The organism is Neobacillus canaveralius (assembly GCF_047237705.1).
GTDB classification, from domain to species: Bacteria; Bacillota; Bacilli; order Bacillales; family Cytobacillaceae; genus Neobacillus; species Neobacillus niacini_K.
The window spans coordinates 3,766,139-3,791,274 of record NZ_JBDFLL010000001.1 but is presented as its reverse complement, the minus strand read 5'-3'; the positions used below and the strand labels follow the sequence as shown (position 1 = coordinate 3,791,274).

General features: G+C 37.7%; 24 protein-coding genes. 17 read left to right on the top strand and 7 right to left on the bottom strand.

Going from position 1 to position 25,136, the window contains the following annotated elements:
- Positions 1 to 26 precede the first annotated feature (26 nt).
- From ABC255_RS19015 to ABC255_RS19005, 3 genes are all read right to left on the bottom strand, one after another.
- The gene (locus tag ABC255_RS19015) at positions 27 to 380 is read right to left on the bottom strand and encodes a hypothetical protein (RefSeq protein ID WP_412995944.1); all 354 of its coding nucleotides are present in this window, start codon (positions 378 to 380) and stop codon (positions 27 to 29) included.
- An 82-nt stretch (positions 381 to 462) separates the two neighbouring features.
- Positions 463 to 1,476, bottom strand: a complete 1,014-nt coding sequence (gene asnA, locus ABC255_RS19010; RefSeq protein ID WP_412995942.1) for an aspartate--ammonia ligase — start codon at positions 1,474 to 1,476, stop codon at positions 463 to 465.
- A 164-nt stretch (positions 1,477 to 1,640) separates the two neighbouring features.
- Positions 1,641 to 1,847: a methionine aminopeptidase gene (locus ABC255_RS19005; protein ID WP_412995940.1), complete on the bottom strand. Its 207-nt coding sequence runs from the start codon at positions 1,845 to 1,847 to the stop codon at positions 1,641 to 1,643.
- Positions 1,848 to 1,962: 115 nt separating this feature from the next.
- On the opposite strand from ABC255_RS19005, the gene ABC255_RS19000 reads away from it, so the two are divergent.
- The 6 genes from ABC255_RS19000 (at position 1,963) to ABC255_RS18975 (ending at position 7,065) form a co-directional block, all read left to right on the top strand.
- Positions 1,963 to 2,130 (top strand): hypothetical protein, encoded by a 168-nt coding sequence (locus tag ABC255_RS19000; RefSeq protein WP_412995939.1) that lies wholly within the window; start codon positions 1,963 to 1,965, stop codon positions 2,128 to 2,130.
- Positions 2,131 to 2,235: 105 nt separating this feature from the next.
- Positions 2,236 to 2,583 carry a PadR family transcriptional regulator gene (locus ABC255_RS18995; protein WP_412995937.1) on the top strand — a complete coding sequence of 116 codons (348 nt, stop codon included), beginning with the start codon at positions 2,236 to 2,238 and terminating at the stop codon, positions 2,581 to 2,583.
- Positions 2,564 to 3,202, top strand: a complete 639-nt coding sequence (locus ABC255_RS18990) for an HAAS signaling domain-containing protein (RefSeq protein WP_412995935.1) — start codon at positions 2,564 to 2,566, stop codon at positions 3,200 to 3,202. The genes ABC255_RS18995 and ABC255_RS18990 overlap by 20 nt, the downstream gene beginning before the upstream one ends.
- Before the next feature lie 68 nt (positions 3,203 to 3,270).
- On the top strand, positions 3,271 to 4,731 hold the full coding sequence (locus tag ABC255_RS18985) for a DUF4153 domain-containing protein (protein ID WP_412995933.1): 1,461 nt from the start codon (positions 3,271 to 3,273) through the stop codon (positions 4,729 to 4,731).
- Between the two features lie 64 nt (positions 4,732 to 4,795).
- Positions 4,796 to 5,284 (top strand): DinB family protein, encoded by a 489-nt coding sequence (locus ABC255_RS18980; protein ID WP_412995931.1) that lies wholly within the window; start codon positions 4,796 to 4,798, stop codon positions 5,282 to 5,284.
- 230 nt (positions 5,285 to 5,514) lie between these two features.
- Positions 5,515 to 7,065: an ATP-binding protein gene (locus ABC255_RS18975; RefSeq protein ID WP_412995929.1), complete on the top strand. Its 1,551-nt coding sequence runs from the start codon at positions 5,515 to 5,517 to the stop codon at positions 7,063 to 7,065.
- A 47-nt stretch (positions 7,066 to 7,112) separates the two neighbouring features.
- Here ABC255_RS18975 and ABC255_RS18970 read toward each other — a convergent pair whose 3' ends face one another.
- Positions 7,113 to 7,907 (bottom strand): TIGR00266 family protein, encoded by a 795-nt coding sequence (locus ABC255_RS18970; protein ID WP_412995928.1) that lies wholly within the window; start codon positions 7,905 to 7,907, stop codon positions 7,113 to 7,115.
- A 329-nt stretch (positions 7,908 to 8,236) separates the two neighbouring features.
- Between ABC255_RS18970 and ABC255_RS18965 the strand changes: the two genes are divergently transcribed.
- From ABC255_RS18965 to ABC255_RS18940, 6 genes are all read left to right on the top strand, one after another.
- Entirely contained in the window at positions 8,237 to 9,985 is a 1,749-nt protein-coding gene (locus ABC255_RS18965) for a SulP family inorganic anion transporter (protein ID WP_412995926.1), read from the top strand.
- Positions 9,986 to 10,007: 22 nt separating this feature from the next.
- Positions 10,008 to 10,364, top strand: coding sequence for an ArsR/SmtB family transcription factor (locus tag ABC255_RS18960; RefSeq protein WP_335535471.1), 357 nt, complete (start codon positions 10,008 to 10,010; stop codon positions 10,362 to 10,364).
- Positions 10,365 to 10,509: 145 nt separating this feature from the next.
- Positions 10,510 to 12,324 (top strand): TIGR04190 family B12-binding domain/radical SAM domain protein, encoded by a 1,815-nt coding sequence (locus tag ABC255_RS18955; protein WP_412995924.1) that lies wholly within the window; start codon positions 10,510 to 10,512, stop codon positions 12,322 to 12,324.
- 250 nt (positions 12,325 to 12,574) lie between these two features.
- Positions 12,575 to 12,775: a cold-shock protein gene (locus tag ABC255_RS18950; protein ID WP_007083969.1), complete on the top strand. Its 201-nt coding sequence runs from the start codon at positions 12,575 to 12,577 to the stop codon at positions 12,773 to 12,775.
- A 299-nt stretch (positions 12,776 to 13,074) separates the two neighbouring features.
- Positions 13,075 to 14,292, top strand: coding sequence for an exonuclease SbcCD subunit D (locus ABC255_RS18945; RefSeq protein WP_412995921.1), 1,218 nt, complete (start codon positions 13,075 to 13,077; stop codon positions 14,290 to 14,292).
- Positions 14,293 to 14,294: 2 nt separating this feature from the next.
- The gene (locus ABC255_RS18940; RefSeq protein WP_412995919.1) at positions 14,295 to 17,387 is read left to right on the top strand and encodes an AAA family ATPase; all 3,093 of its coding nucleotides are present in this window, start codon (positions 14,295 to 14,297) and stop codon (positions 17,385 to 17,387) included.
- Positions 17,388 to 17,456: 69 nt separating this feature from the next.
- Here ABC255_RS18940 and ABC255_RS18935 read toward each other — a convergent pair whose 3' ends face one another.
- On the bottom strand, positions 17,457 to 17,774 hold the full coding sequence (locus ABC255_RS18935; RefSeq protein ID WP_412995917.1) for an antibiotic biosynthesis monooxygenase: 318 nt from the start codon (positions 17,772 to 17,774) through the stop codon (positions 17,457 to 17,459).
- A 151-nt stretch (positions 17,775 to 17,925) separates the two neighbouring features.
- Positions 17,926 to 18,342 (bottom strand): hypothetical protein, encoded by a 417-nt coding sequence (locus ABC255_RS18930; protein WP_412995915.1) that lies wholly within the window; start codon positions 18,340 to 18,342, stop codon positions 17,926 to 17,928.
- 166 nt (positions 18,343 to 18,508) lie between these two features.
- Between ABC255_RS18930 and coaW the strand changes: the two genes are divergently transcribed.
- Positions 18,509 to 19,315 (top strand): type II pantothenate kinase, encoded by an 807-nt coding sequence (coaW, locus tag ABC255_RS18925; protein ID WP_412995913.1) that lies wholly within the window; start codon positions 18,509 to 18,511, stop codon positions 19,313 to 19,315.
- Between the two features lie 42 nt (positions 19,316 to 19,357).
- Positions 19,358 to 21,268: a selenocysteine-specific translation elongation factor gene (gene selB / locus ABC255_RS18920; protein ID WP_412995911.1), complete on the top strand. Its 1,911-nt coding sequence runs from the start codon at positions 19,358 to 19,360 to the stop codon at positions 21,266 to 21,268.
- Positions 21,269 to 21,508: 240 nt separating this feature from the next.
- Here selB and ABC255_RS18915 read toward each other — a convergent pair whose 3' ends face one another.
- Positions 21,509 to 22,975 (bottom strand): TerD family protein, encoded by a 1,467-nt coding sequence (locus ABC255_RS18915; RefSeq protein ID WP_412995909.1) that lies wholly within the window; start codon positions 22,973 to 22,975, stop codon positions 21,509 to 21,511.
- Between the two features lie 228 nt (positions 22,976 to 23,203).
- On the opposite strand from ABC255_RS18915, the gene ABC255_RS18910 reads away from it, so the two are divergent.
- The 3 genes from ABC255_RS18910 to ABC255_RS18900 all read left to right on the top strand — a co-directional run bounded on the left by ABC255_RS18910 (position 23,204) and on the right by ABC255_RS18900 (position 25,134).
- On the top strand, positions 23,204 to 23,908 hold the full coding sequence (locus ABC255_RS18910; RefSeq protein WP_412995907.1) for a sigma-70 family RNA polymerase sigma factor: 705 nt from the start codon (positions 23,204 to 23,206) through the stop codon (positions 23,906 to 23,908).
- A gap of 31 nt (positions 23,909 to 23,939) precedes the next feature.
- A complete protein-coding gene (clpP, locus tag ABC255_RS18905; RefSeq protein ID WP_412995905.1) occupies positions 23,940 to 24,524 on the top strand; it encodes an ATP-dependent Clp endopeptidase proteolytic subunit ClpP in 585 nt (194 codons plus the stop codon).
- Positions 24,525 to 24,672: 148 nt separating this feature from the next.
- A complete protein-coding gene (locus ABC255_RS18900) occupies positions 24,673 to 25,134 on the top strand; it encodes a MarR family winged helix-turn-helix transcriptional regulator (RefSeq protein ID WP_412995903.1) in 462 nt (153 codons plus the stop codon).
- Positions 25,135 to 25,136 lie beyond the last annotated feature (2 nt).

Below are 25,136 nucleotides of genomic sequence, written 5' to 3'. Positions count from 1 at the left end.
TGATATTCACCGTGCGGTTCTACATGTTATTTCTCATTTTTCTTCTTATCATCCTGTTTGTCACTCTTTTTATCACTTAATCCTCGGTAAATCTGAGTATACATGCTTCCTTCTTTGATGTTTTCAAGGAAAAAAGGACCAATAAGTTCTAAATATTCATCATCATCAAACAGCCTTTTGTTTTCTAATTCCATTTCTCCCAATCCATCGTAGGTCGAAAGAAGAGCATAGGTATGATCTTCACCAGATATCGGTGTGAGTATCTCAACATGATGGTTATAATTTTCATTTCTAAATTTTTTAATCTCTCTTAAATTGTCTATCGCTTCTTTAAACTTTTCTTGCTTAATAATAAACGTCTGATATACAAAAACAGACATTAAAGCACCCCCAGAGAAAGATACAAACATACTATCTTTATAAATCTCCAGAAAGGCTGTTTATTATTCAAGATCAGAATAGTTACAATAGAGTTATGTTCGCTTTTGAACAATCCTCAATGATTTGATCATTCCACACAGAAACCTGAACTTCGCCGATATGGACTTTTTTTAGAAAAAACATACATATTCTTGATTGTCCAATACCGCCGCCAATGGTATAAGGAAGTTCACGGTTTAGAACGGCTTGGTGGTATTCTAGGGACATTCTGTCTTCAGCGTTTGAAATCTTTAATTGCTTTTTCAGGGCTTCCTCATCTACACGGATCCCCATCGAAGAAACCTCGATTGATTGTTCTAAATCAGGATACCAGAAAATAATATCACCATTTAAGGACCAATCATCATAATCTGGAGAGCGTCCATCGTGTTTTTCTCCAGACATTAACTGACCACCAATCTGCATAATAAACACGGCACCATATTCCTGGGCAATCCTGTCTTCGCGTTCTTTTGCTGAAAGCTCTGTGTACATGGTTTCAAGTTCCTGTGTGGTAATAAAATGAATCGCTTCAGGCAGGACAGGCGTAAGGACAGAATAGAGCTCGTGTAAATGTTTTTCGGTGTTTTTAAAGACTTGATAGATCTTTTGAACCTCAGCTTTTAACGTCTCGATGTTGCGCTGTTCTTTTGAAATGATTTTCTCCCAATCCCATTGATCCACATAAATGGAATGCAAATGATCTAAGACTTCATCTCTTCTAATGGCATTCATATCTGTATAAAGGCCTGCCCCAAGGGCAAAGCCATACCTAGCTAAAGCCATCCGTTTCCATTTCGCTAATGATTGAACGATTTCAATAGTGGCATTCTTAATATCGATAGCCTCAAAGGATACCATTCTTTCCACACCATTTAGGTCATCATTTAAACCTTTTCCAGATTTTAAAAGGATTGGGGCGGATACACGTGTTAAATTAAGCGCATCTGCTAAAGAACTTTCAAAAAAATCTTTCGTTTGTTTAATGGCTACTTCCGTTTGTAGAAGATCTAATTTTGAAGAGTAACCTTGTTTTGTAGATAGTGAATTCGACATAAAATAAAAAACCTCCAGTTAAAACTTAAAAATGAACGATGATTATTTATACATTCAAAGCCATACGAAATGAATATTCTGAAATTATAGCAAAGTTATGATTGCCTTACCACAAGTTTAGAAAAAAAACTCTCCACCATTTACTTCGGTGAAGAGTTTTTTAGCTACCTTAATTGATCCCAATCTGAGTATGCTCCGCTGCCTTGGCAGCCTGGGCATTCCGCGGAGTTATAATAAGCAAATTCATTATATGGATATACAGTAAAGCCTCTGCCATAACAATCTGGACATTTGTCCTGATCCTTCATATGAGAAACATGATTTTGATATCTTGTTTCCCTCCACTGGTTAAAGGAATTAATTAAACCCATGTTTTTCACCTCGCTGTTTTTAATTAGTATGTTTTAAAAATGGAATATTTATGCAGGCGGTGAATCGGTATGATTTTTATCATCATTCAAAAACTAAATGTGAGAGGTGATAAAAATGAGTGACTGGAATGAACAAGCAGCGCCTAACAATAATATCCCTGCAAGGGTTGTAAGACCCTTTGAACGCCGTGATCAAAGTGTAAACCATGAATTTTCAGAGGAGCTATCCGATGGCGGTGAACGTGACGAGTTTATTCAAAAACAGAATAAAATGAAGAAATAGCGATTAATGGTGGCGATTTAAGTAGATCGTCACTTTTTTATTTTACAATTTTATCTAAATAGTGTAGAATTTCTATGTACCTAATAATTCTAGGTAGGTGAGAACATGTTTAATCGTGAATTGGTAAAAGGAAGTACATCATTAATCTTGCTTCAATTGCTAAATGAAAGAGATATGTACGGCTATGAATTGGTTAAGGAATTAGAACACCGAAGTGATAATGACCTAAGTGTTAAAGAGGGTACATTGTATCCGGCACTGCACAAGCTTGAAAAACAAGAGTATATTGAATGCTATTGGGTTGAGCAGGAGAAGGGTCCCGCACGTAAATATTACACAATTACGGACGCAGGTAAAGAAGTCTTAAATGAAAAAACCCGTGAATGGCAGGACTTCGTGAAAGTGATGAACAAGGTAATAGGGAGACCAAAGCATGGAACGGCCGAAGAATAAGTTTTTAGAAGAACTGGATAACCTGCTTGGAAACCATGAAGATAAAAAGAGTATTCTATTGGAATATGAAACACATATCGAAGAAATTCTTCTTGAATCTTATGACTGTAGTAATGAAAATGAGTTGATAGAACGAATTATTTCTAGATTAGGCAGCCCTGAGGAAATCGCGACTATGTGGAAACAGGAACTTTCTGTTACTCCAAGTAATATGAAATGGCTTTTTATCTTAATGAATATTCTCTTTTTTGGCGGCGGCAGCCTATTGACACTTTTTCATAATTTATTTCAGTGGAAATGGCTTTCTGTTGTATGGAGTCATTTAACGGCAATCCCAGCCATAATTGCTTTCATCTACATGTTTTTTTGGGCGCTGCTCGGATACGAAATTGGGAAGGGCTTTGGACATGGAGGTAGGACGCTGCTAAAGAAAACCTTTTTACTTTCATTGATCCCAAATTTGATGCTCATGGTCTTAACTGTATTTGAAATTATTCCCCACTCTTGGTTCGAACCGCTTTTAACGAAAACATTTATTATTGCTTGTATCATTTTAACCATCCTCTTATATCCAATTAGTTGGCTTGGATATCGGTGGGGGAGAAAGGCTTCGATATAAGCAGCTTTTTTTACATATGTACATAGTAAAACTATGTACATAGAGATTCTATGAGAAGGATGATGGTTATGGAATTGAAATTAGGTAAAAATGATTGGTTGTTTTTATTTATGTGTATTGTCGTAGGAATTATTGCGGAGGAGGCTTTTTTTCGAGCCGAAATCGGGATATCCTACCTGGTGTTTTTAACCGCTTTTTATGCTTTGTTTTTTTACCGTTTCCGAGGATTTTCTTACTCTCACCAGCGGTTCGGATATCTCGTTCTTATCTGTATCTGGCTGCTCGCAGCAGGCTATTTTATTAATGATAATCTTTTCTTTTATGCTTTGAATATTTTCGGAATTCCTGCACTTGTAATATTTCATCTAGCCGTGATCACAGGCCAAAAAAGTATTCGTTGGAACAAACTACGCTTTATTTCTTACTTATTTTCAAAATTCGTGGCTTCTATAAAGTATAATTTCTTTTTTGCTTCATACATTGGAAAGTTTTTTAAACAAGGAATAGAGGAAAGCAGGTTTCAAGTGTGGAAAAAAGTCGGGATTGGCATTTTGATTTCCCTCCCTGTTTTGTTTGTTGTTTTAATGTTACTAATGTCAGCAGATACAGAATTTGAAAAACTGATGGGTGATATTCCGCAGTGGTTTGACGTGCTTGACGGTGAAATAATAGGTAGAATACTTGTGTCTTTGTTCTTTACCTTTGCATTCTTTAGTTTCTTGCAGACCCTTATCCAAAAACAAATCAATGCCGTTATTCATAATGCAGATAAACAATGGTTCAAATTGGACGCCATTATCACCATTACGGTCCTTGTATTAATAAATGCAGTATATGTTCTATTTACTGTTGTCCAATTTAAATACTTCTTTAGCGGTACATTGCAAAGCGATTTCACCTATGCAGAATATGCGAGGAAAGGATTTGTTGAATTATTATTTGTCACACTCATCAACCTAACCATTACGATTCTCGTTTTAACCTTTGTGGATCGTGCCACAGGCTTTATAAAAAGACTCATGCAAATCATGCTCACGGCACTTGTCTTGGCAAGTAGCGTGTTATTAAGTTCCGCTTTTCTGCGGTTGAGTATGTATGAAGAGGCCTATGGGTTTACTTTTATCCGGGTTATGTCACACTCGTTTATGATTTTTCTCGTTGTCATTTTCATGTATACATTCATTAAAATTTGGATTGAAAAACTGTCATTATTCCACTTTTATTTTATAAGTGCTCTTCTTTATTACACCCTGATGAACGTAATTAATGTAGAGCAAATTATTGTAACAAAGAACATTGAACGCTATGAACAAAGCGGGAAAATTGATGTGCATTATTTAAATAGCTTATCTTACACAGGTATTCTAGGGTTGATCCAGTTATATGAAAAGAATCCTCAGCTTCCGGGCTTAAAAAATATTTTACTAGAGAGGAAAAACGAAGCAAATCTAAACACTTACTCATGGCAATCTTATAATCTAAAAAGAACTCAAGCAAATGAGGAACTAAAAAAACTACATTTGGAATAAAGGTTATTGAGAGATTTGGTCGAAATAAAATGGTATAAAAAATTATTTTGAGGTGAAATACCTGATGAGTCGCAAGGATGTATTGCTAGAACAATTTCTTTGTTGTCATAAAAAAAGCCACTGGTTTGTCTCGTTTGAAAAAGCAGTGGCTGGATTAACTCCTGTGCAGGCCCTTTGGAAAAAATCTGATTGTGAGAATTCTATTTGGGAAATTATTAGTCATTTAGTATTTTGGAATAAAAGGTTCCTAAACCGCTTTAAAAACAGTGAAAATTCAAAGATGGAAGGTAATAATGATAGCACTTTTACCTATCTACAAGAGTGCGAATGGGAGCAGGTTTTACAACAATACAATCAAGTAATGACAGATTGGTTTGAAACCATCGAGAAAAGTGAAGATGAGAAGTTTGATGAATTTATTAGCGAACAATCGAAGGAAACATGGTTAGAATCAATATCTAGTATCACTCTCCATAACGCCTATCATATTGGACAAATCGTAACTATTCGAAAGATGCAGTGTTCTTGGAGCAAGGAACAAGGACTTAGTTAATTTGGTGCAGTCAAACCGGCTGCACTATTTAAAATTGTAAAGTTTTTGTAAAATAGTTCTTTGTATCTTCCGAAATAGAGGTTGATTTCCTTTTTTAGGGAATATTCTAGTAGTTTGTAACCTGTCTATTTTTCGAATATTTTGGTAATATTTGTGCTTAGAGAGACGAAATAATAATAATTTCAACTAGCAACTGCTAGAAAATCTATTAAGAGAGAGGAATTGTTACGTTGAAAGTATTAAATCCCATACCATGTCAAAGCGAAAAGCATCTAACACAACTGGCATCAGTTGGTCAGATTGCTGCAGGTATTGCTCATGAAGTTCGTAATCCGTTGACCGCTGTTAAAGGGTTTTTGCAATTACTAGAGCATGAAAGTAATCCTGAGTACATAAATATTGCTCAGTTTGAACTTGAGAATGCATTAACAACACTGAATGATCTTCTTCAAGTTTCGAAACCAGACCAAGAAGATGAGCAGCCACAGTCGTTCCTTATCGCAGTAGAACTGGAATCGATTTTAAATTTATTTCAAGATAAAATATATGATATTCAAATTAATACAAGTTATTATGATACAAATACACCGGTGTATGGTAAAAAAAATCAGTTTAAAAAGGCATTTTTTAATCTCATAAAAAATGCGTTGGAATCTATGAATGAATCTGGTGCATTAACGATCAGCCATTTTGCTGAAGGAAATGAAGTAGTGGTAAGTATAGAAGATACCGGAGTGGGAATCCCTAATGAAAAATTATCCTTACTGGGTACACCGTTTTTTTCAACTAAGGACCTCGGTACAGGGATGGGGTTAACCCAAGTGTTTTCTACCGTATATCAACATGGCGGCAGAATAAATGTCGATAGTGAAGTGAATAAAGGAACAAAATTTACCTTAAGACTACCTGTTCGAAATGACTCGAAAAATAGAGGTGTGAAACAGTTGAATTTAACCTTTGAAGAAACATCATCAATAAAGGAATATTTTCTGGCAAATAAAGATATTTTTGAGGATAGACTCCTAGAAGAAGCGATAAATGTGAAAGATAAAATAGATGAGATACATAGAATTGGAAATATTAATCTTTTAAGCAACGCACATAAGCTTGTGTTACTCATAGTAGAGGAACGGGAACATGAATTAATCTCCTTCGCAAAGCAGGAAGGAATGGCTTGGGCTAAATACTCATTAACCATTGCTTTTAAATTAGAATGGATACAAGCGATAAGAAGAACAGTATGGGACTTCCTCTATAATCTTGATATTAACAAAAATAATGATCATTCTTCAGAGTTTTATTTTACACTGGAAAAAAACATCAATCGACAATTTGACCAATTTTTGAATTCATTTTTTATCCAATATAGCAGGTACAAAGATGAATTGTTAGATGCTCAGAGAAAACTTCTCGAGAATCTTTCTGTTCCGATTATTCCAATTTCACGTGATATCAGTATCCTGCCGCTAATTGGGGCAATTGATAGTTTTAGAGCAAATACGATTGAAGATAAATTGATTACTGAAATAGGTAATTCACATATTCATACATTAATATTAGATCTTTCCGGTGCCGCGGTGATGGAGATCGAAGTCATCCAGCATCTGATTCGGGTTATTAATGGTGTCTCAATGATGGGGTGTAAGACAGTTATAACTGGACTACGACCAGATATTGTAAAGCTCGTTATAAACTCGGGCGTTACTTTTGAGCACGTCGCCGAGTTAAAGGGGACCTTACAGGTGGCACTTTCAGATTACCTTGGGGGAAATACTCTTTAAAAAGTAAAAAGGGCAGAATGGATTCTGCCCTTTCCCGGTTTCTGGTGTTAATCGCCATTGAACATATCAAAAATTCCTCTTGCTATGCTGCCTTCATCTTTTCCACCGCCACGGTGTGGTGCTGCAGCAAAGACGCGGCTGGCAAGTCGGCTAAATGGAAGAGACTGAATCCAAACCGAACCTGGACCTTTTAGTGTCGCAAAAAATAAGCCTTCTCCACCGAAAAGAGCGGTTTTCACTCCTTTAACCATTTCGATATTATAATCGACTCCACTGGTCATCGCTACTAAACAGCCCGTGTCCACTCTTAGGGTCTGTCCCGGAAGTAGTTCTTTTTTCGTAATCGTTCCACCTGCATGTACAAAAGTGAGTCCATCGCCTTCAAGCTTTTGCATAATAAAGCCTTCACCCCCAAAGAAGCCGGCACCAATTTTCCGCTGAAATTCAATTCCAACAGAAACACCTTTGGCGGCCGCAAGGAAGGCATCCTTTTGGCAAATAATTTTTCCACCAAGTTCACTTAAATCCAATGGTATGATTTTACCAGGATACGGTGAGGCGAAGGATACGTGTTTTTTGCCATGACCCTGATTGGTAAAGGCGGTCATGTATAAGCTTTCTCCGGTAATAACGCGTTTACCAGCACTAAATAATTTGCCCATTAGTCCGCCGCCGCCAGAATTGCCAGATCCATCCCCAAAAATCGTTTCCATATGTATGTCATCTTCCATCATCATGAAGCTCCCAGCTTCAGCAATAACCGTCTCTTCTGGATCGAGTTCTACTTCTACGAACTGCATATCATCCCCATAAATTTTGTAATCAATTTCATGGTTATTCACGATAATATCCCTCCTAATTCTTTATAAATCTATTTTAATAGAAATAGGAAAAAAGTGCTAATTTTAGCAAAAACAAATAAAAAAGACGTCTGCATATAGCAAGACGTCTTTTTGCGTATTGAGGCGAAAAACCACACTCCACATAGTGCGCTCCATAAAGGAATGTTTCTCGACTTACACAACTCAGCTCATCGCTAAATTAATATAACACAGGAAGGGTAGATAACACAACTGGAAAATTTTTTTAAACAAATGACTTGATTATTATTTTATATTCCTCTATATTCAAATAATCAGATATACAAGTTTATTAGATAAGAAGGGTTCATATGTTTAGTGACAAAAGATTCCATCAATATTCCTTAAGTAATGTACCAAAAGATGTCCTTTCAGGATTAATTGTCGGTGTTATTGCCATACCACTTGGAATGGCCTTCGCAATTGCTTCAGGGGTAAAGCCGGAATATGGAATCTACACAACAATTGTTGCCGGGATTCTCATTTCTCTTTTAGGAGGATCAAAGTATCAAATTGGCGGTCCCACAGGTGCGTTCATTCCGATTCTATTTGGAATTGTTATGACGTACGGGTATGAAAATCTGTTAATTGCAGGCTTTTTAGCGGGAATCATGCTGCTCTTAATGGGAATCTTTAAACTTGGGTCGTTGATCAAGTTTATACCAAGACCAGTAACAATTGGATTTACAACGGGGATAGCTATCACTATTTTCACCGGACAGATTGCTAGTTTCCTAGGTTTGACGGGTATAAAGAAACATGAAGAATTTATTAATAATGTAAATGAAATCATCATCCATATGGACACTATTAACCTTTTTAGCATCTTGACGGCAGTCGTTTGCTTAGCAACGATATTTTTGACTCCAAAAATTGCTCCAAAGGTTCCAGGTCCATTAATTGGATTAGTGGTTTCGACGATGATTGCAACCTTGTTCTTTCCCAATCAAGTAGCAACAATTGGAACCGCTTATGGGGAAATTCCTAGTACATTGCCAAAGCTGCATATACCTGATTTGAGCTTGGAGATGATTATTGCTCTCTTAAAACCAGCGTTTGTGATTGCGATGCTTGGCGGGATTGAATCATTGCTTTCAGCGGTGGTTGCTGATGGCATGACCAATAGCAAGCATAATAGTAACAAGGAACTAATTGGTCAGGGGATTGCGAATATGATTACACCACTGTTTGGAGGTATACCTGCAACAGGAGCCATTGCCAGAACAGCGACAAATATAAAAAATGGTGCCGTTTCACCGTTATCTGGCATTATTCACGGGATTGTCGTTTTGCTTGTGTTACTATTCCTTGCTCCGTTTGCTTCTTATATTCCGCTTGCAAGCATGGCACCGATCTTAATGGTTGTGGCATGGAATATGAGTGAACGGAAAGTTTTTGCACATATTTTAAAGACAAAATCTACGGATTCGCTTGTTTTAGTGGTGACTTTTTTATTAACTGTTTTTGTGAATTTAACAACAGCGGTCGAAGTTGGTTTGGTTATGGCGGCGATTTTATTCACGGTGAGAATGAGTGATTTGATGATTACCGCTAAGGCGTTGCCAAACCCTAAGCATAAACACGCAAAAGTCGTCTCGCAAATGGTATCAGATTCTCATGATTGTCCTCAAATCAGTATTTATAATGTAGAGGGTCCATTGTTCTTTGGAGCGGCACAGACGTTTGAAACATCGATTATGAATACAATTAACTATCGACCCAAGATATTGTTATTGCGAATGAGCAGGGTTCCATTTATGGATACGACTGGTGAGGCAAATCTGGCTAGTATTGTGTCCCATTTTTCAAAAAATGGTATAGTTATCATATCGGGAATAAATGAACAGCCTAAAAATGTTTTGGTAAGTACCGGCCTATATGAAGTTATTGGTCAGGAACATTTCTTTGAACACACAGGTGACGCCATTGTGTTTGCGTTATCGCAGCTGGAACAAAATAAGTGTCTCGGCTGTAAACACTTTGTATTTAAAGAATGTAAGAAGCTTTCAGCTTCCGAAGTTATGGAAAGCAGCAAACAGAAGCTCTCGGCTACTTACTAGATGAATGAAGGAAGTGGATGGATTGAATCTTGAAATGCAGCAATTTAAGGCGGAATTCTTCAAAGCACTTGCACATCCCTTGAGGATCCGTATATTAGAGCTGTTAGCAGAAGGGGATAAAAATGTAAACGAAATTCAAACCCTCGTTGGCAGTGAAGGATCTGCTGTTTCTCAGCAGTTAACAGTATTAAGGGCAAAAAACATTGTCTCTGGTACAAAGGAAGGAAATAAAGTCATTTATACTCTTAAAGACCCAATGATTGTCGAACTTTTAGCGGTAGCTCGTCAGATCTTTAATAATCACTTAGTTGATACGATTACTATATTAGATAAGTTCAGAGACGAGGATGAAGAAGTCATGACGATGCCGAGGAAATAACATTCTTCGGCTTTTTTACGTTTAATTTAGAGTAATGGTATTTTTATAATTATCAATTTATTGTAATATTTATACCAACATTTCCCTGGATTCTTATATTACTATAAAGGTGTAATCAAATTTGAGAATTTTAGGAAGTGATCTAATGATTTACGACTTGGTACTGCTGCATCCGCCAACCGTCTATGACTTCAGAAAAGAAATGCTATTTACCGGTCCAATCAGTGATGTAGTTCCATCTTCACCTGTATTTGAAATGTATCCAATTGGATTGACTAGTATTGGTGATTATTTAGAACGATTTGGATTAAAAGTAAAAATCGTCAATATCGCAAATCGGATGCTGTTAAATCCAAACTTTGATGTAGAAAAGAAAATCAGAAATATAAAGACAAAGGCATTTGGCATTGATCTACATTGGCTTCCCCATGCACATGGAAGCGTAGAGTTAGCAAAAATCATTAAGAAATATCATCCAGAAACACCTGTTATGTTTGGTGGATTATCCAGCACCTATTTCCATAAGGAATTAATTCAGTATCCTTATATTGATTTTGTTGTTCGCGGAGATACCACGGAAAAATTAATACTTATGCTCCTCAATGAACTCGAGAAAAGGGATGTACCGGGATTTGCAGATATACCTAATCTAACCTGGAAGCGAAATAATCAATATTATTATAACGAGATCACTTATGTGCCGGACAGTCTCGATGAATTTAATTTACCTGGATATCGCTACATAATAGGATCGGTCTTTAAGTATTTTAATCTATTAGATGCTTTGCCTTATAAAGGCTGGATTCAGTATCCAAATACCGCAATATTAACCTCTAAAGGTTGCAATTATAACTGTTTAATCTGCGGTGGTTCAAAGGATGCATATGAGTTAAACTGCAATCGGAAAAAGCTGGTAATGCGTTCACCAAAAAGAATGCTTGTAGATATCGCCTTGATTCAAAGGTTTACACGTGCACCTATTTTCCTGTTGAATGATATAAGGCAGGGCGGTCAGGAGTACGTTGATGAATTCTTAGATGGCTTGTCAAATATGAAGCTGAAGAATGAGATTGTATTTGAATTGTTTAATTACGCAGATGAGAAGTTTTTTGAAAGATTAAATGAGGCTTTACCTAAATATAGTATCGAGCTAACCCTTGAATCTGCAGATGAGGACATCCGCAAATATAATGGAAAGCTGCCATGTACAAATGCAAAGGTAATTGAAATGCTCCAATTTGCATTAAAACATGGCTGCGCGAAGATCGACTTGTTTTTCATGACGGGGATCCCTAATCAAAGTTATGAAAGCGCGATGAGAAATGTTGATTTTTGTGAAATTATTCACAAAGAGTGCGGAGGAGATTCTCGAATTTCGTATTTTGTCGCTCCACTTTCCCCATTCCTTGATCCGGGAAGTCCTGCATTCGAAAATCCAGAGAAATATGGTTATAAGAAATTTTGCCATAAACTCGAAGATTTCCGTGAAGCTATGAAGCAGCCATCCTGGAAAAATATGCTGAGCTATGAAACGAACAGTATGACGAGAGAGGGAATAGTAAAAGCGACATATGATTCTGCTCTAAAGTTAAATGAATTTAAATACAAGAATCATATAATCGCAAAGGATGTTCATGATGAAGTAAGACTAAAAATCGAAAAGTCCGTGGAGTTTCTTGACCGGCTAGACGCGATAGAGTTGTTGCCTGAAGATGAAAAACAAAAACAGCTTGCCATCATTAAGAATGAAGTAGATCAAATCAACCGACACAGTATTTGCGGTGAAAATGAACTGAAATGGGAGGTTAAAAAGCTGTTTGCAAACTTCCCATCGCTAACGTACATTGGCTTAGAATTACTCATTAAAGATGTCATTAAGGAAATAAAATGTAAACTTGGCAAGATTGATAGAAACCAAGTTTTGATCACGAATCCAAGCAGTAATCAGCACGAAAAATGATGTGAGAATTCGGGTGAAAAGCCTTGTAAACCCCGAATTTTGTAGGCTTTTGTCTATAGTATTTTATTGACAGTACTGCTTGAAAAATGTTAAATTTTAGTCAGCCGTTGCACGAGATTAGATTTATGTTACAAAAGCTTGTTCAAGTTTTAACTGAAGTTTGGATAAGAAAGTGGAAGTAAAGCTATCACGTTGTAATTTGGTGAATTTTACACAGGCTTACTATAAGCCAATAGGGGGATTTTTTTACATGAAAAACGGTAAAGTAAAATGGTTCAACTCAGAAAAAGGTTTCGGATTTATCGAAGCTGAAGATGGAAACGATGTATTCGTTCACTATTCTGCTATCCAAACAGAAGGTTTCAAAACTTTAGAAGAAGGTCAAGAAGTATCTTTCGAAGTTGTTGAAGGTGCTCGTGGACCACAAGCTGCTAACGTAACTAAAAAGTAATTTAAGAAGCCAATGATTTAACAGCCCGACCAAAGTGTCGGGCTGTTTTTTGCGTTTAAATAAGGCTGTGTTAGGGGTATCTGGTGATTTTAGAACCTGTTGATTGGAGCGTAAATCAACAGCCTGGTTTAACACAGCCTAACTAAAAAAACTCTACCCAGTATTACCTGTTATTTCTACCATTTCCAACCTCACAAAAGATGGTATTTTGCTATAATAGTAGTATTGAGAAAAAAAGATCCGTGAAAAGAAAACAATTTTGCCAATAAAATTATTAAACATAAAAGGGGACAAGTCTAATGAAGTTTTTCCATACTGCTGACTGGCATTTAGGGAAGTTGGTTCAAAATGTTTATATGACGGAAGATCAGCGCCATGTTCTTCAGGAGTTTGTCAAAGCGATTGAAGAAGAAAAGCCAGATGCAGTGATTATTGCAGGGGATTTGTATGATCGCGGGGTACCCCCAACTGAGGCTGTGAATTTATTAGATGAAGTGCTAGAGACAATTGTTTTGAAATTAAACACACCAGTATTGGCCATTGCAGGGAATCATGATAGTCCAACCCGTCTTCATTTTGGCAGCAAGATGATGAAGTCGAACGGTTATCATATGGTTGGCCAGATTTCAAAGGACTTAGAACCAGTTGTACTTAGAGATGAACATGGGGAGGTACATTTTCATTTAATACCCTATGCAGACCCAAGTATGATTCGATACGTGTTTGAAGATGAAGAAATTAAGACTCATAATGATGCGATGAAAAAAATTACCGATGAAATTGCAGCGATAATGGACGAGAAAGTGCGCCACGTTTTTGTTGGACATGCGTTTGTGACACCATCCGGAGAAAAAGAGGAAAATACGAGCGAATCAGAACGACCACTTGCGATAGGCGGAGCTGAGCATGTTAGTGCTGCCCACTTTGAGAAATTTCACTATACAGCACTAGGGCATTTGCACCAAGCCCATTTTGTGTTAAATGATTGTATTCAATATGCTGGTTCACCTCTTAAATATTCCATTTCAGAGGAAAAGCATAAGAAGGGTTTTTTCATCGTCGAAATGGATGGTTCTGGCAATGTTACCCTTGAAAAACGGTTGTTAACACCAGCTCGAGATATAAGAACGGTTGAGGCAAAAATGGAAGACCTCTTAAAGCACCCGACAAATGAAGATTATGTATTTGTTCGATTATTAGATGAAACACCAATTCTTATGCCGATGGAGAAGGTTCGTTCGGTTTATCCAAATGCGATGCATGTTGAGCGGTTAATCCAAGCTTCTCTCGTAATGGATGGAGAAGGGACGGAAAAAATAGCAAGAACTAAAATGGATGATCTATCTTTGTTTAAAGCTTTTTACCAGGAAGTAAAAGGAACAGCTCTGACTGAAGAGACGGAAACGATTTTTCTAGACGTCCTACAAGAACTCTTACAAAAGGATAGTGAACATTCTTCTTATCCTTCGAAGGAAAAGGTTGCAGTTACAACAAACCCAGCAGAGAAAGGAGAGTAATAATGAAACCTCTAAAAATAACGATTACGGCATTTGGACCATACAGGGATCGTGAAGTGATTGATTTTTCTGAGTTGAAGGATAACCGATTATTTGTTGTTTCAGGTAACACAGGTGCCGGAAAGACGACGATTTTTGATGCGATTTGTTTTGCTCTTTATGGATCAGCAAGTGGAGAAGACCGCAGCGATTCAAAGATGATGCGAAGTGATTTTGCGAAGGACGATGTTCATACCTCCGTTGAGCTGGAATTTGAACTTCACAATAAGCAGTATCGGATTAAGAGACAGCTGTCGCATGTGAAAAAGGGTAACAAAGGGGCGACTGGAGAGCAGTACGAATTTTTTGAAAAAACAGCAGACGGTGAGATTCCTTGTGTAGACCGACAAATCGTTTCTGAGATCAATAAAAGGGTGGAAGAAATTGTTGGTTTAACACAGGATCAGTTTAGCCAAATTGTCATGCTTCCACAAGGTGAATTTCGAAAGCTATTAACTTCACAAACGGAAAATAAAGAAGAGATTCTTCGGAAAATTTTTAAAACGGAACCCTATAAATGGATTAGTGAACGCCTAAAAGACAGAAAAAAAGCTGCTGAGGAAGAGTATAAAAGTGAAGCATCCATGGTAGACCGTTATATTAAAGACATCCAAGCCACACTTCCGATTCGTGAGGTATCAAAGCTATCTGAAGTGCTTTCCCAGGCAAATTATAATACACATCAAATCATTGACGGTTTAGATGTTGAAACTGACTTTTACCAATTAGAAATGATGGTCAATAAAGAGCGTTCGGAGAAAGCAGAAAGTGAATATAACCAAAAGCTCGAGGACTACCATCAGACAAAGGCATTAAATGATCGTTTTCTGGATCTTGAAGGGAAAGAAGCTAAGCTTCATGAATGGTCTTTGCAGGTTCCCCGCATGAAGGAAAAAGAAAAGCAATATGAAAAAGCGGAAAGGGCTAGTAAAATTGTAGCCTATGAAAATCAAGTAAACGATTGGCGAAAAGATGAAAACACGAAAAAACATGCTTTACATGCTGCTGAACTAGCACTTAAAAAAGCGATGGAGCAGCGTGAAATTGCTCAAAATACGTATAAAATTGAGGAACAGCGAAAAGAGGAGCGGGAGGAAATCGCTCGGTCTGTTGATCGTTTGAAAGAATTCTTACCCACTGTACAGGAGATTGATCATAAAAAAACTCAACTATTGACAATTGATAAAGAAGTAAAGCAGCTTGCAAGTGTTCTTGATGGAATGGAAAGAAACATTAGTGTGAAAAATGGTGAAAAGGAAAGTTTCACTGCAAATATTAAGGAGATTGAAAATTTAGTTGATGAACTACCTTCTAAACAACAAACCTTACATGAATTGCGGGAACAAGTCGTTATCATACAGGACTACCTTAAATCTTGCCAAAAACAAGCAAAACTACAGCAAGATTTTATCGGAAAGAAAGAAATTTTTCTAGGAAAGAAGGAAAAATACGATAAGCTTGAGGCGTTATGGTTTAGTGGTCAAGCGAGTATTCTTGCTGCGCATTTACATGATGGAAAGCCGTGCCCAGTTTGTGGAAGTAGTGATCATCCTAACAAGGCAAACGGTCAAGATGCAGTTCCTTCGAAAGACGAGCTTGAAATGGTTAAGAAGGATTTTAATCAATCAGACGGTTTGTATCGTGATGCAGCAGCAAGTTTGAAATCTAATAAAGAACAGCTTGAAGCCAAAGCAAAAGAAGTAACGAATAAAGGATTTAGGATTGAGGATGCGCAGAAAATTTACACTACAATTGTTATAGAAGGACAAGAGCTCAAGAAAGAAGTAGATGGGCTTCTAGCAGATAAGGAAAAAATCAAATCTTTAAAGGAATCACTTGAGCTGTTAGAAAAAGAACTTAAGCAACTTGAAAAAAATAAGGATCAAGTTTCTTCAGACCTTCAAAAAAAGGAAACTCTTTTTGTCAGAGAAAAAGCGATTTATGATGAAAAAATCGGTCGGATTCCAGAGGAAATTCGAAATTTAGCAGCGTTACAACGTAAAATCGCTGAAGCACAAACTCAAAAAGAAAAGCTTGAGAAAGAATGGGAGTCAGCACAAAAGCAGCTGCAGCATTCAAAGGAAGAAGAAACAAAAGCATCTGCCTATTATTCTAGTGCACAAACACAATTACAAGAGAGTAGCGAGAAAAAGGATCGTTCAGAAACCCAATTCGCCTCCCAATTGCATGATGCTCAATTTGCCTCAGAAGAAGAATATTTAAGTGCAAAGATATCTGATGCAGATCGCCAGCAACTAAAAGCTTCAATTGAAGATTTTAAGAAAACTATTGAAACACTGAAGCAGCAAATCACTGAACTTCAAGAAGAACTGAAGGATAAAACAAAAGCTGATTTAGATTTGCTTACGAATGAATTAACAGCAATGAAAAATGAACGCGACCTAGCTTTAAAATCGTTTAGTGATTCTGAAGGTTATCGAAATAAAGCAATGGAATTAAGAAACAAAATATTATCTGCTGAAGAAAGTGTCTCCGCTTTGGAAAAGCAAATGAATATGATCACCGATTTGTTTGATGCTGTCAGAGGACAAAATAACAGTAAAATATCATTTGAACGTTACTTACAAATTGAGTATCTGGAACAAATTATTATTGCAGCCAACGAGCGATTGAAGCACCTATCAAACGGCCAATTTATCTTGCAACGTAGTGAACGTCAAGAGGCTCGCGGCAGGCAAAGTGGTCTTGGTCTTGATGTGTTAGATGCATACACAGGTCAAACACGTGATGTAAAAACCTTATCAGGCGGGGAAAAGTTTAATGCTTCATTGTGCCTTGCTCTTGGTATGGCTGATGTCATTCAGAGCTTCCAGGGCGGCGTTTCGATTGACACAATGTTTATTGATGAAGGTTTCGGTTCGTTAGATGAAGAATCATTGAATAAGGCGATTGACACTTTAATTGACCTGCAGCAATCTGGTCGGATGATTGGCGTTATCTCGCATGTTCAAGAGCTTAAAAATGCAATACCAGCAATTTTAGAAGTTATAAAGACGAAAGAAGGCTATAGCCGAACAGAGTTTATAATTAAATAACTTTTTTAATAAATGAGTGCCCATCCCTTCGAACAATAAAGGAGATGGGCACTCATTTTTGGTTAGGACCTAAATAGCTTTGAAATTTGGAAAAGGATACTGTGATTCTGTAAGGGATGATAGATTTGTTAGTTCAGCGGCAGCACCTATTTTATTCCATACAGCCATTACTCTTTCTGATTGGTGGGCTTTGTCAATTGCCTCACTTGACTTCCATTCCGCGATTTCTATTATGGTTCCATCCTCTGCTTGAAGCGTTAATAACTCTCGTTCTGTCAGCAAACCTTCTTCCCGAAGAACGGGGATATGTGATTTTAGTATTTCTTTCAATTCATTCTCTTTTCCAGGATTCGGACGATAAAGCGCCATAAATACCAATGCAGACATGGGACAGCCTCCTAATTTTTTATAGTAATTATCATATCGGTAAATTATAAAAGGGGCAACCACTCTAGGCTAGCATGAATGATTTAGAATTGGCTTATAGGTACGTTATTGGAATTTAAACAAGAAAAAACCAGAAATTGATTCTGGTTTTTTATTTTGGAGTATTTTGCTCTAAATAGGTTGTTAGCTCTTCTAAATCATCTGATTGGTGAAGAACCCCTGCCTGATCAAAGAGAATATAAGTTGGTTCTGTCTTAATTTTTAAATCTGGATAAGCTTTCTTAGCCATATCGAGTTCGGGCAAGCTCAGTATATCTTTTACCTTCTCCGTGATTTTGCTGTTGCTTTCAATGTGGTTATCTTGATCACCAATGACTAATAGTGAAAAGTATTGACCACTTTCAGATAATAAGTTTGGATAGGGGAAAGTGGTGTTTGTATCACTTTTGGCTGATGCCTTTTGTTGATTTTGTACGGTTGATGGTTTTGGTTCTGCTTTTGGTTCATCATTCTGACATCCCACTAGCAGGGTCAGTCCTATAACAATAGGCCAAGCAATTCTTTTCATTTGGTATCTTCCTTTGTTGTAATAGAATTCTTTCCTAAAACATAGCACAATAATAGAGCTTTTGAACGGATTGAATGTGGAGGATTGGTGAAATGAAAAGCAGGATTATTGTTGATTGATGTCAAATAAGTAATATTATATCAGTCGTTTTGAAGGAGTGGGCAGGATGCAACAGATAACGGCAGGAATTGACGCAGGAGGTTCATTAATCAAAATCGTTTATCAAGAAAATGGGAGAATGCATTTCAAAAAAATTTCAATAAACAAGATGGATTCCGCTATTTCATGGCTTAAAATGGTAGCTCCCTCTTTAAAAGTTTCATTGACCGGCGGTAAAGCTAATACTTTACAAAATAAGTATTTTCAAGACAGCGTGGTAATTCCTGAATTTCAATCTACATGTGAAGGCGCACGCTTTTTACTAGAAAAAGAAAATAAAAGTATAGCAGATAACTATTTAATCGTGAATATCGGAACAGGAACCTCGTGGCATGTTGTGAAGGGGGAGAAGGCGGAGCGAATTCTTGGCAGTGGAATGGGCGGTGGCACATTTACTGGTCTCGGTTCTTTATTAACCCAAGTTCAGGACTATCAACTGCTTACCGTTCTCGCAGAAGAAGGAAATAAAGGTAAGGTCGATATTCTAGTTAAGGATATTTACGAATCAGCTGAGAGTCCCATAGAAGGTGACTTAACAGCTGCGAACTTCGCTAAGGGTAAGAAACAAGACCATACGGAGGCAGACCGATTAGCATCACTTTCCAATATGATTGCTGAAACCATTGTATTGTTAACGTCCCAAGCTGCTGCAATTCATCAAGTTAACAGTGTGCTTATTATCGGAACCGCAATAAATGGAAATCCTTCATTGAAAAAGGGTCTAGATTATTATTTGAATATGGTAGGTTTAACTTCGGTGTTTTTGGATAGAGGAGAATATTGCGGTGCAATTGGAGCTAGTCTAACTGTCTAATAAAGTTCGCTTGAACTATGAGACCTTTAACGATAAAGTAAAATGGAAGACCTTAAAAAGCAGGTGGCAACTTTGGAAAAAAGATATTTTACAATAGGCATGGCAGGACATATTGATCATGGTAAAACTTCATTAACAAAAGCCTTGACCAACGTGGACACAGATCGATTAAAAGAAGAAAAAGAACGACAAATCTCGATCGAACTCGGATTTGCTCCATTATATGAGGATCAGGAAATTCAAATTTCGGTGATTGACGTTCCAGGACATGAGCGCTTTATTCGGCAAATGATCGCTGGGGTTGCTGGGATTGACTTAGTTGTTTTGGTTGTGGCAGCAGACGAAGGCGTAATGCCACAAACACGAGAGCATTTGGACATTTTAAAGTTTTTAGGCGTGAAAAATGGGCTGGTTGCGATTTCAAAAATTGACCGGGTCGATGAAGAATTTATTGAGCTTGTAAAAGATGATATTTTAGAAGAACTAAAAGGCAGCGTCTTTGAGGGTGCGCCGTTTGTTTTAGTAGACAGCCTATCCAAAAAGGGTATTGAGGAATTAAAAGATTTAATCATTACAACTCTTAAAGAGCAAGAAATGAGAGATGCAAAAGGGGCCTTCCGTCTGCCGATAGACCAGGTATTTACTGTAAAGGGCCAGGGGACTGTTGTTCGTGGAACGGTCTACGAAGGGACGGTAGAAGAGGGACAAACACTTAGAATCATGCCAGAAGGTTTGGAAGTAAAAGCGAGGCAGATTCAGGTACATCATAAGCAAGCGCAAAAGGCATATGCCGGTCAGCGAACGGCCATTAATCTTTCAGGAGTTTCGAAAGAGGACTTGGAACGTGGTGATGTTTTGGTTTCGTCAGAGCATTTTATCGTTACAAAAACAGTGGATGTAGCGATACGAGTGGTGGAGGATCTTGAACATATGGTTAAGCAAAGGATGCCGATAAAGCTTCATATTGGCACAACAGAGGTAATGGGACGTATTGTCTTTTTTGACAGGAATGAGCTCAAAGAAGAGAATGGTGAAATATTATGCCAGCTTCGTTTGGAAGAAGAAATTCTTACTAAACGAGGAGATCGCTTTATTTTACGACGTCCAAGCCCGCAAGAAACAATTGGCGGCGGATGGGTCATCGATCCGAGAGGAAATAAATATCGATTCGGTAATCAAACGATTGAAGAATTGGAAAAGAAAAAAGTAGGTTCATCAAAGGAACGGATTACGGCTGCCATCTTTGAAGCAAAAAGTATAACGCTGGGTGAATTAATAAAACGCACAGCGCTGGATGAAGAAACATTGAATGAGTTCCTAGAAGATGATGATTTTGTTTTATACAACGGTAAAGAGTATACACTCAAGATGTTAATCAATTCAATTGAGGAAGACATCTATGACCGTCTACAAGAATTCCATCAAACGCATACCATGAAACTTGGTTTGAATAAGGCTGAGCTTTTGCAATCCATGCAAAAACGATTCTCAAAATCGCTACTTGATTTTGTGGTTGAAAACGGGATTGCTAATGGTACATTTAATCGAAAAGGACAGTATGTTTCGTTAACAGACTTTGTGCCGCATGTACCAAAAAGCTGGCAAAAGCGTACTGACAACATGCTGAGTGTACTAAAGAAGGACGGAATGAAGGTACGTTATTATAAGGATTATTTTTCAGATTCTGGTATACCTGATCATTTAGAGGCTGATTTGAAACGGTTCCTTGAAGAACAGGAATATGTCGTCCATTTGGACGAGCAATTTGCCTACCATGGGGACGTCTTTAAAGAAGCAGTCGAAAAACTACGAAGGGGTACAGGGGAAGAATTTGAAGTGGGCAACGCGAAAGAAATCCTAGACCTTTCACGAAAGTATATGATCCCATTTCTAGAACGATTAGACTCCAAAGCTCTAACAAAACGAGTAGAAAACAAACGAGTCTGGCAATAATATATATGAAAAAACCTCAATCCAAATTGGCGGATTGAGGTTTTTAATTTTTGGCTGTGTTAATGAAAACTATTGATTTTAGAACCTGTTGATTGGAGCGGAGGGCGCTCGACTCCTGCGGGATGTACGAGCTGAGTGAGACCCCGCAGGTCGGGACGACCGAGGAGGCTCACGGGCGAGCCCGCGGAAAGCGTAGCGCATGGAGCGCAAATCAACAGCCTATTTTAACACAGCCTAATATTATGAAAGAAACTCACCAGGATTTAAGCCGAGTTCGCGGCAAATATCGCTGACCATTTGCATTTCATTGTGGTCAAAATTGCCGTCTGCATAGCCAATCGCAATACAGTAACGAGCCACTAAACGGGCAATTTCAGGCTTGGATCTTATTTTTCCAAGTGCACGGAAAGCTTCTGCTCTGCCAATCATACGATCAGTTTCAATTTTGGATACATAGTAATTAAATCTCTGAAGGACTTTGTTACTATCAAATACGCGTAACTCTTCACTAGAATTAATAAATTCAACCATTTTTTGTCGTTCCATTGCATCTAAATATCCGTCTGCCATAGAAACCAATGCACAAGCGGCTACGACTGCTTCTAATACGTCCTGACTCTTGTAACGATTAAATAATTCTTGAGCTTTTCTCTTTGATTGATTTGCCCATTCTGCATAGTCTGTTTGATTTGGGGACCATGAGTTGCCGCAGCTGTTACAAGTTAATTTCAACTGATTCTTTCCAATAAATCCACCAAGCAAACCGACAGGCCCAAGAATTAAACCGCCAATCGCCGCTTTGCCCAAACCAAATCCCTTTTGTCCAGTACGAACATTAGATGAACTACAGCGCGGGCAATGAATATCATCCCCATATGTACGATTGGTGCTTCCGTGTGAGGTTTGAGTTGGATATCCAAAAGCCGGCTGCGAATAGGATGATTCGGGCTGTAAATGGATTCGCTGCTGCTGTTGGTTCTGTTGGTATGGATTAGAGCTGTAGGAATTTTGATTATATGATTGTTGATTGTTACCTTGATTTTGGTTGTTATATTGATTCTGAGTGTTAAATTGATTTTGGTTGTTATTAAATAAATTTTGTTGAACAGGCGGTGTGGTTGCTGGTGCTGGGTCATCCACACTTACGCCGAAATTGCGGCATAAAGCAGCTAGTCCACCTTGAAAACCGCTCGCAATCGCATTAAATTTCCATTCTCCGTTATGGCGGTAAAGTTCTGCAGCAACAATTGCCGTTTCAACGGTAAAATCTCTGCCAAGGTTAAAACGAAGCAGTTCCTCATTTGTTTGTTCATTGAAAATGCGCACATATGAATTGGAGATTTGTCCGAAATTCTGCTGCTTCATTTGAGCGTCATGAATCGTAATGGTGAAAGCAATTCGATGGATGTGACCTGGCACTCTTTGTAAATCAATTCGAATTTGTTCGTCATCCCGTTCGCCAGCGCCACTTCGGTTATCCCCGCTGTAATTAATCGAGCCATTACCGCCAGATGGATTATTATAAAAAATAAAATCCTGGTCGCTTTGAACTTTTCCAGTTGATCCTAATAAAAAGGTGGAGGCATCTAAGTCAAAGTTAGAACCATTATGTGCAATATCCCATCCTAAACCTACTACAACATTTTTCAGACCAGGATGTGACTTTGTTAAATCAACTTTTTGTCCTTTACTAAGTGTAACTCCCACGTATTTCACTCCTAATCATGTTTACTATTCATATTTTATTATAAAGCAGCCAATGTAGAAGAACGAATTCTCCAGATTTAAATTTTTCCTACAGACTACTTTTACGAAACAAGCGCTAAAAAGTTTCAAAATTGTATATAGTAGAAAATAAGAAAAAGTTTTTCTACCCGTATCTTTTTATTCAGTTGAAACGTTTAAAGTGTAGAGAGTGTTAAGGGAGTGAAAATAATGACTAACAAACTTAGCCTGTACACCTTAGGAGCTGTACAGCAAGATGAAAGGTATGAAGATTCCTTAAGGGATGAATATTACCTTAAACTACAGAAATATTGTTATTTCCTTACCCAGAGCAAATGGGATGGGGACGATTTAGCTCAAGAGGCAATGATGAAAGCTATCTCCTATTATAGCCAGGAGAGATTAACTCCTTCCTTATTAAATAAAATTGCCCATAATCATTGGATGGATATTCTTCGTAAAAGAAAAAACGAACAAATGACTAATGGACAAATACGAGAGGAGAACTATTCATCAGTGGGAGATACCATTGCTTCAGTGGATTTGTTATTGGACACCTTTACTCCACGGCAAGCAATCATTTTTCTTTTAAAAGAAGCTTTTCAATATCAATCGAAGGAAATAGCAGAAATATTAAATACGACAGAAATGGCTGTAAAAGCCAGTCTAAACCGTGCCAAAAAACGTATCGCAAATGAACGGGAGCCCTTTTCTCCTGATTCATTTTGGGAAGATGAGGAACGTGAACAGCTTTGGAATCTTTTTCATGATTCACTGGTCAACCAGGACCCAACAGTCCTGATTGAAGCGATACCTTCCATTAGAATAATGATCGATGCTCCTACGGCAGTTTTCAGAAAAACAGCCCCATTCAAAGCTTCAGCTCCTTTAAGCACTCTCTGTATTGCTGCATAGCCAATAACTTGCTTTTTAGGAGGATTTAAATATGAGTACAATTCCATATGTGATTGAACAGTCCAACCGTGGTGAACGATCTTATGATATATATTCTCGTCTATTAAAAGACCGAATCATTATTATTGGTGAAGAAATTAATGACCATACCGCGAATAGCGTAGTAGCCCAATTATTATTTTTAGCAGCCGACGCACCCGAAAAAGAAATCTCCCTCTATATCAACAGTCCAGGCGGCTCGACCTCAGCAGGGTTTGCCATCTTTGATACCATGCAATACATTAAGCCTGATGTCAGAACAATATGTACAGGAATGGCTGCATCGTTTGGTGCCATGTTACTATTGGCTGGAACGAAGGGAAAACGATATGCCTTGCCAAATAGTGAGATCATGATTCATCAGCCGCTTGGAGGTGTCAGGGGGCAGGCAACAGAAATAGAAATCTCTGCAAAACGGATCTTAAAATTACGGGAGCATATCAATCAAATTATTGCCGAAAGAACAGGTCAAAGTGTTGAAAAAGTAGCCAAAGATACTGATCGTGACTACTTTATGAGTGCAGAAGAAGCCAAACAATATGGAATAATCGATGAGATTCTCTACCCCAAAGAATAAATCAAAATTTATCAAGCAAAATAAGTTGAAAAGGTTAGCAAAAAGCTGACCTTTTTTTATTGACGCCAAATTAGAGATAACATATAGTTAAACAAATGAATAGTTAAATAGTTTAACTAATTTTAAAAAGTGAGATGAGAAATGAACGATGGATAAAAAAATTATTGAGGAATTAATTTGCCGTTATGTGGCCGTTTCTTTTGATGTTAATAAGAAAGCAGAGTCTTTAATTAAAAGTCAGATAGAAGAAGACCTAACGATTGATCAACACTATATTATCGGACACATTCAGAAGTCAAAGGAGTGTACGTCGTCCGAATTGGCCGAGGCCTTTGAAGTCAATAAAAGTGCGATTACCGCTATCATCAACCGTTTAGCTGACAGGGGTCTGATTGAAAGAACCCGTGATGAAAACGATCGAAGAGTTGTTTATCTCACCTTAAGTGATAAAGGTAAAGAACTGCACCAAAAAACGCAGGAAAAAGTGCACCTTTTAGTAGAGTCGTTTATCACCCAATTTGATGAAACGGAAATTACAAATTTTATCAATACCTATGAGAAATTAGCCCTAATATTAACCAACATGAAAAAGGAAGAAGTGGGGGAGTAAAA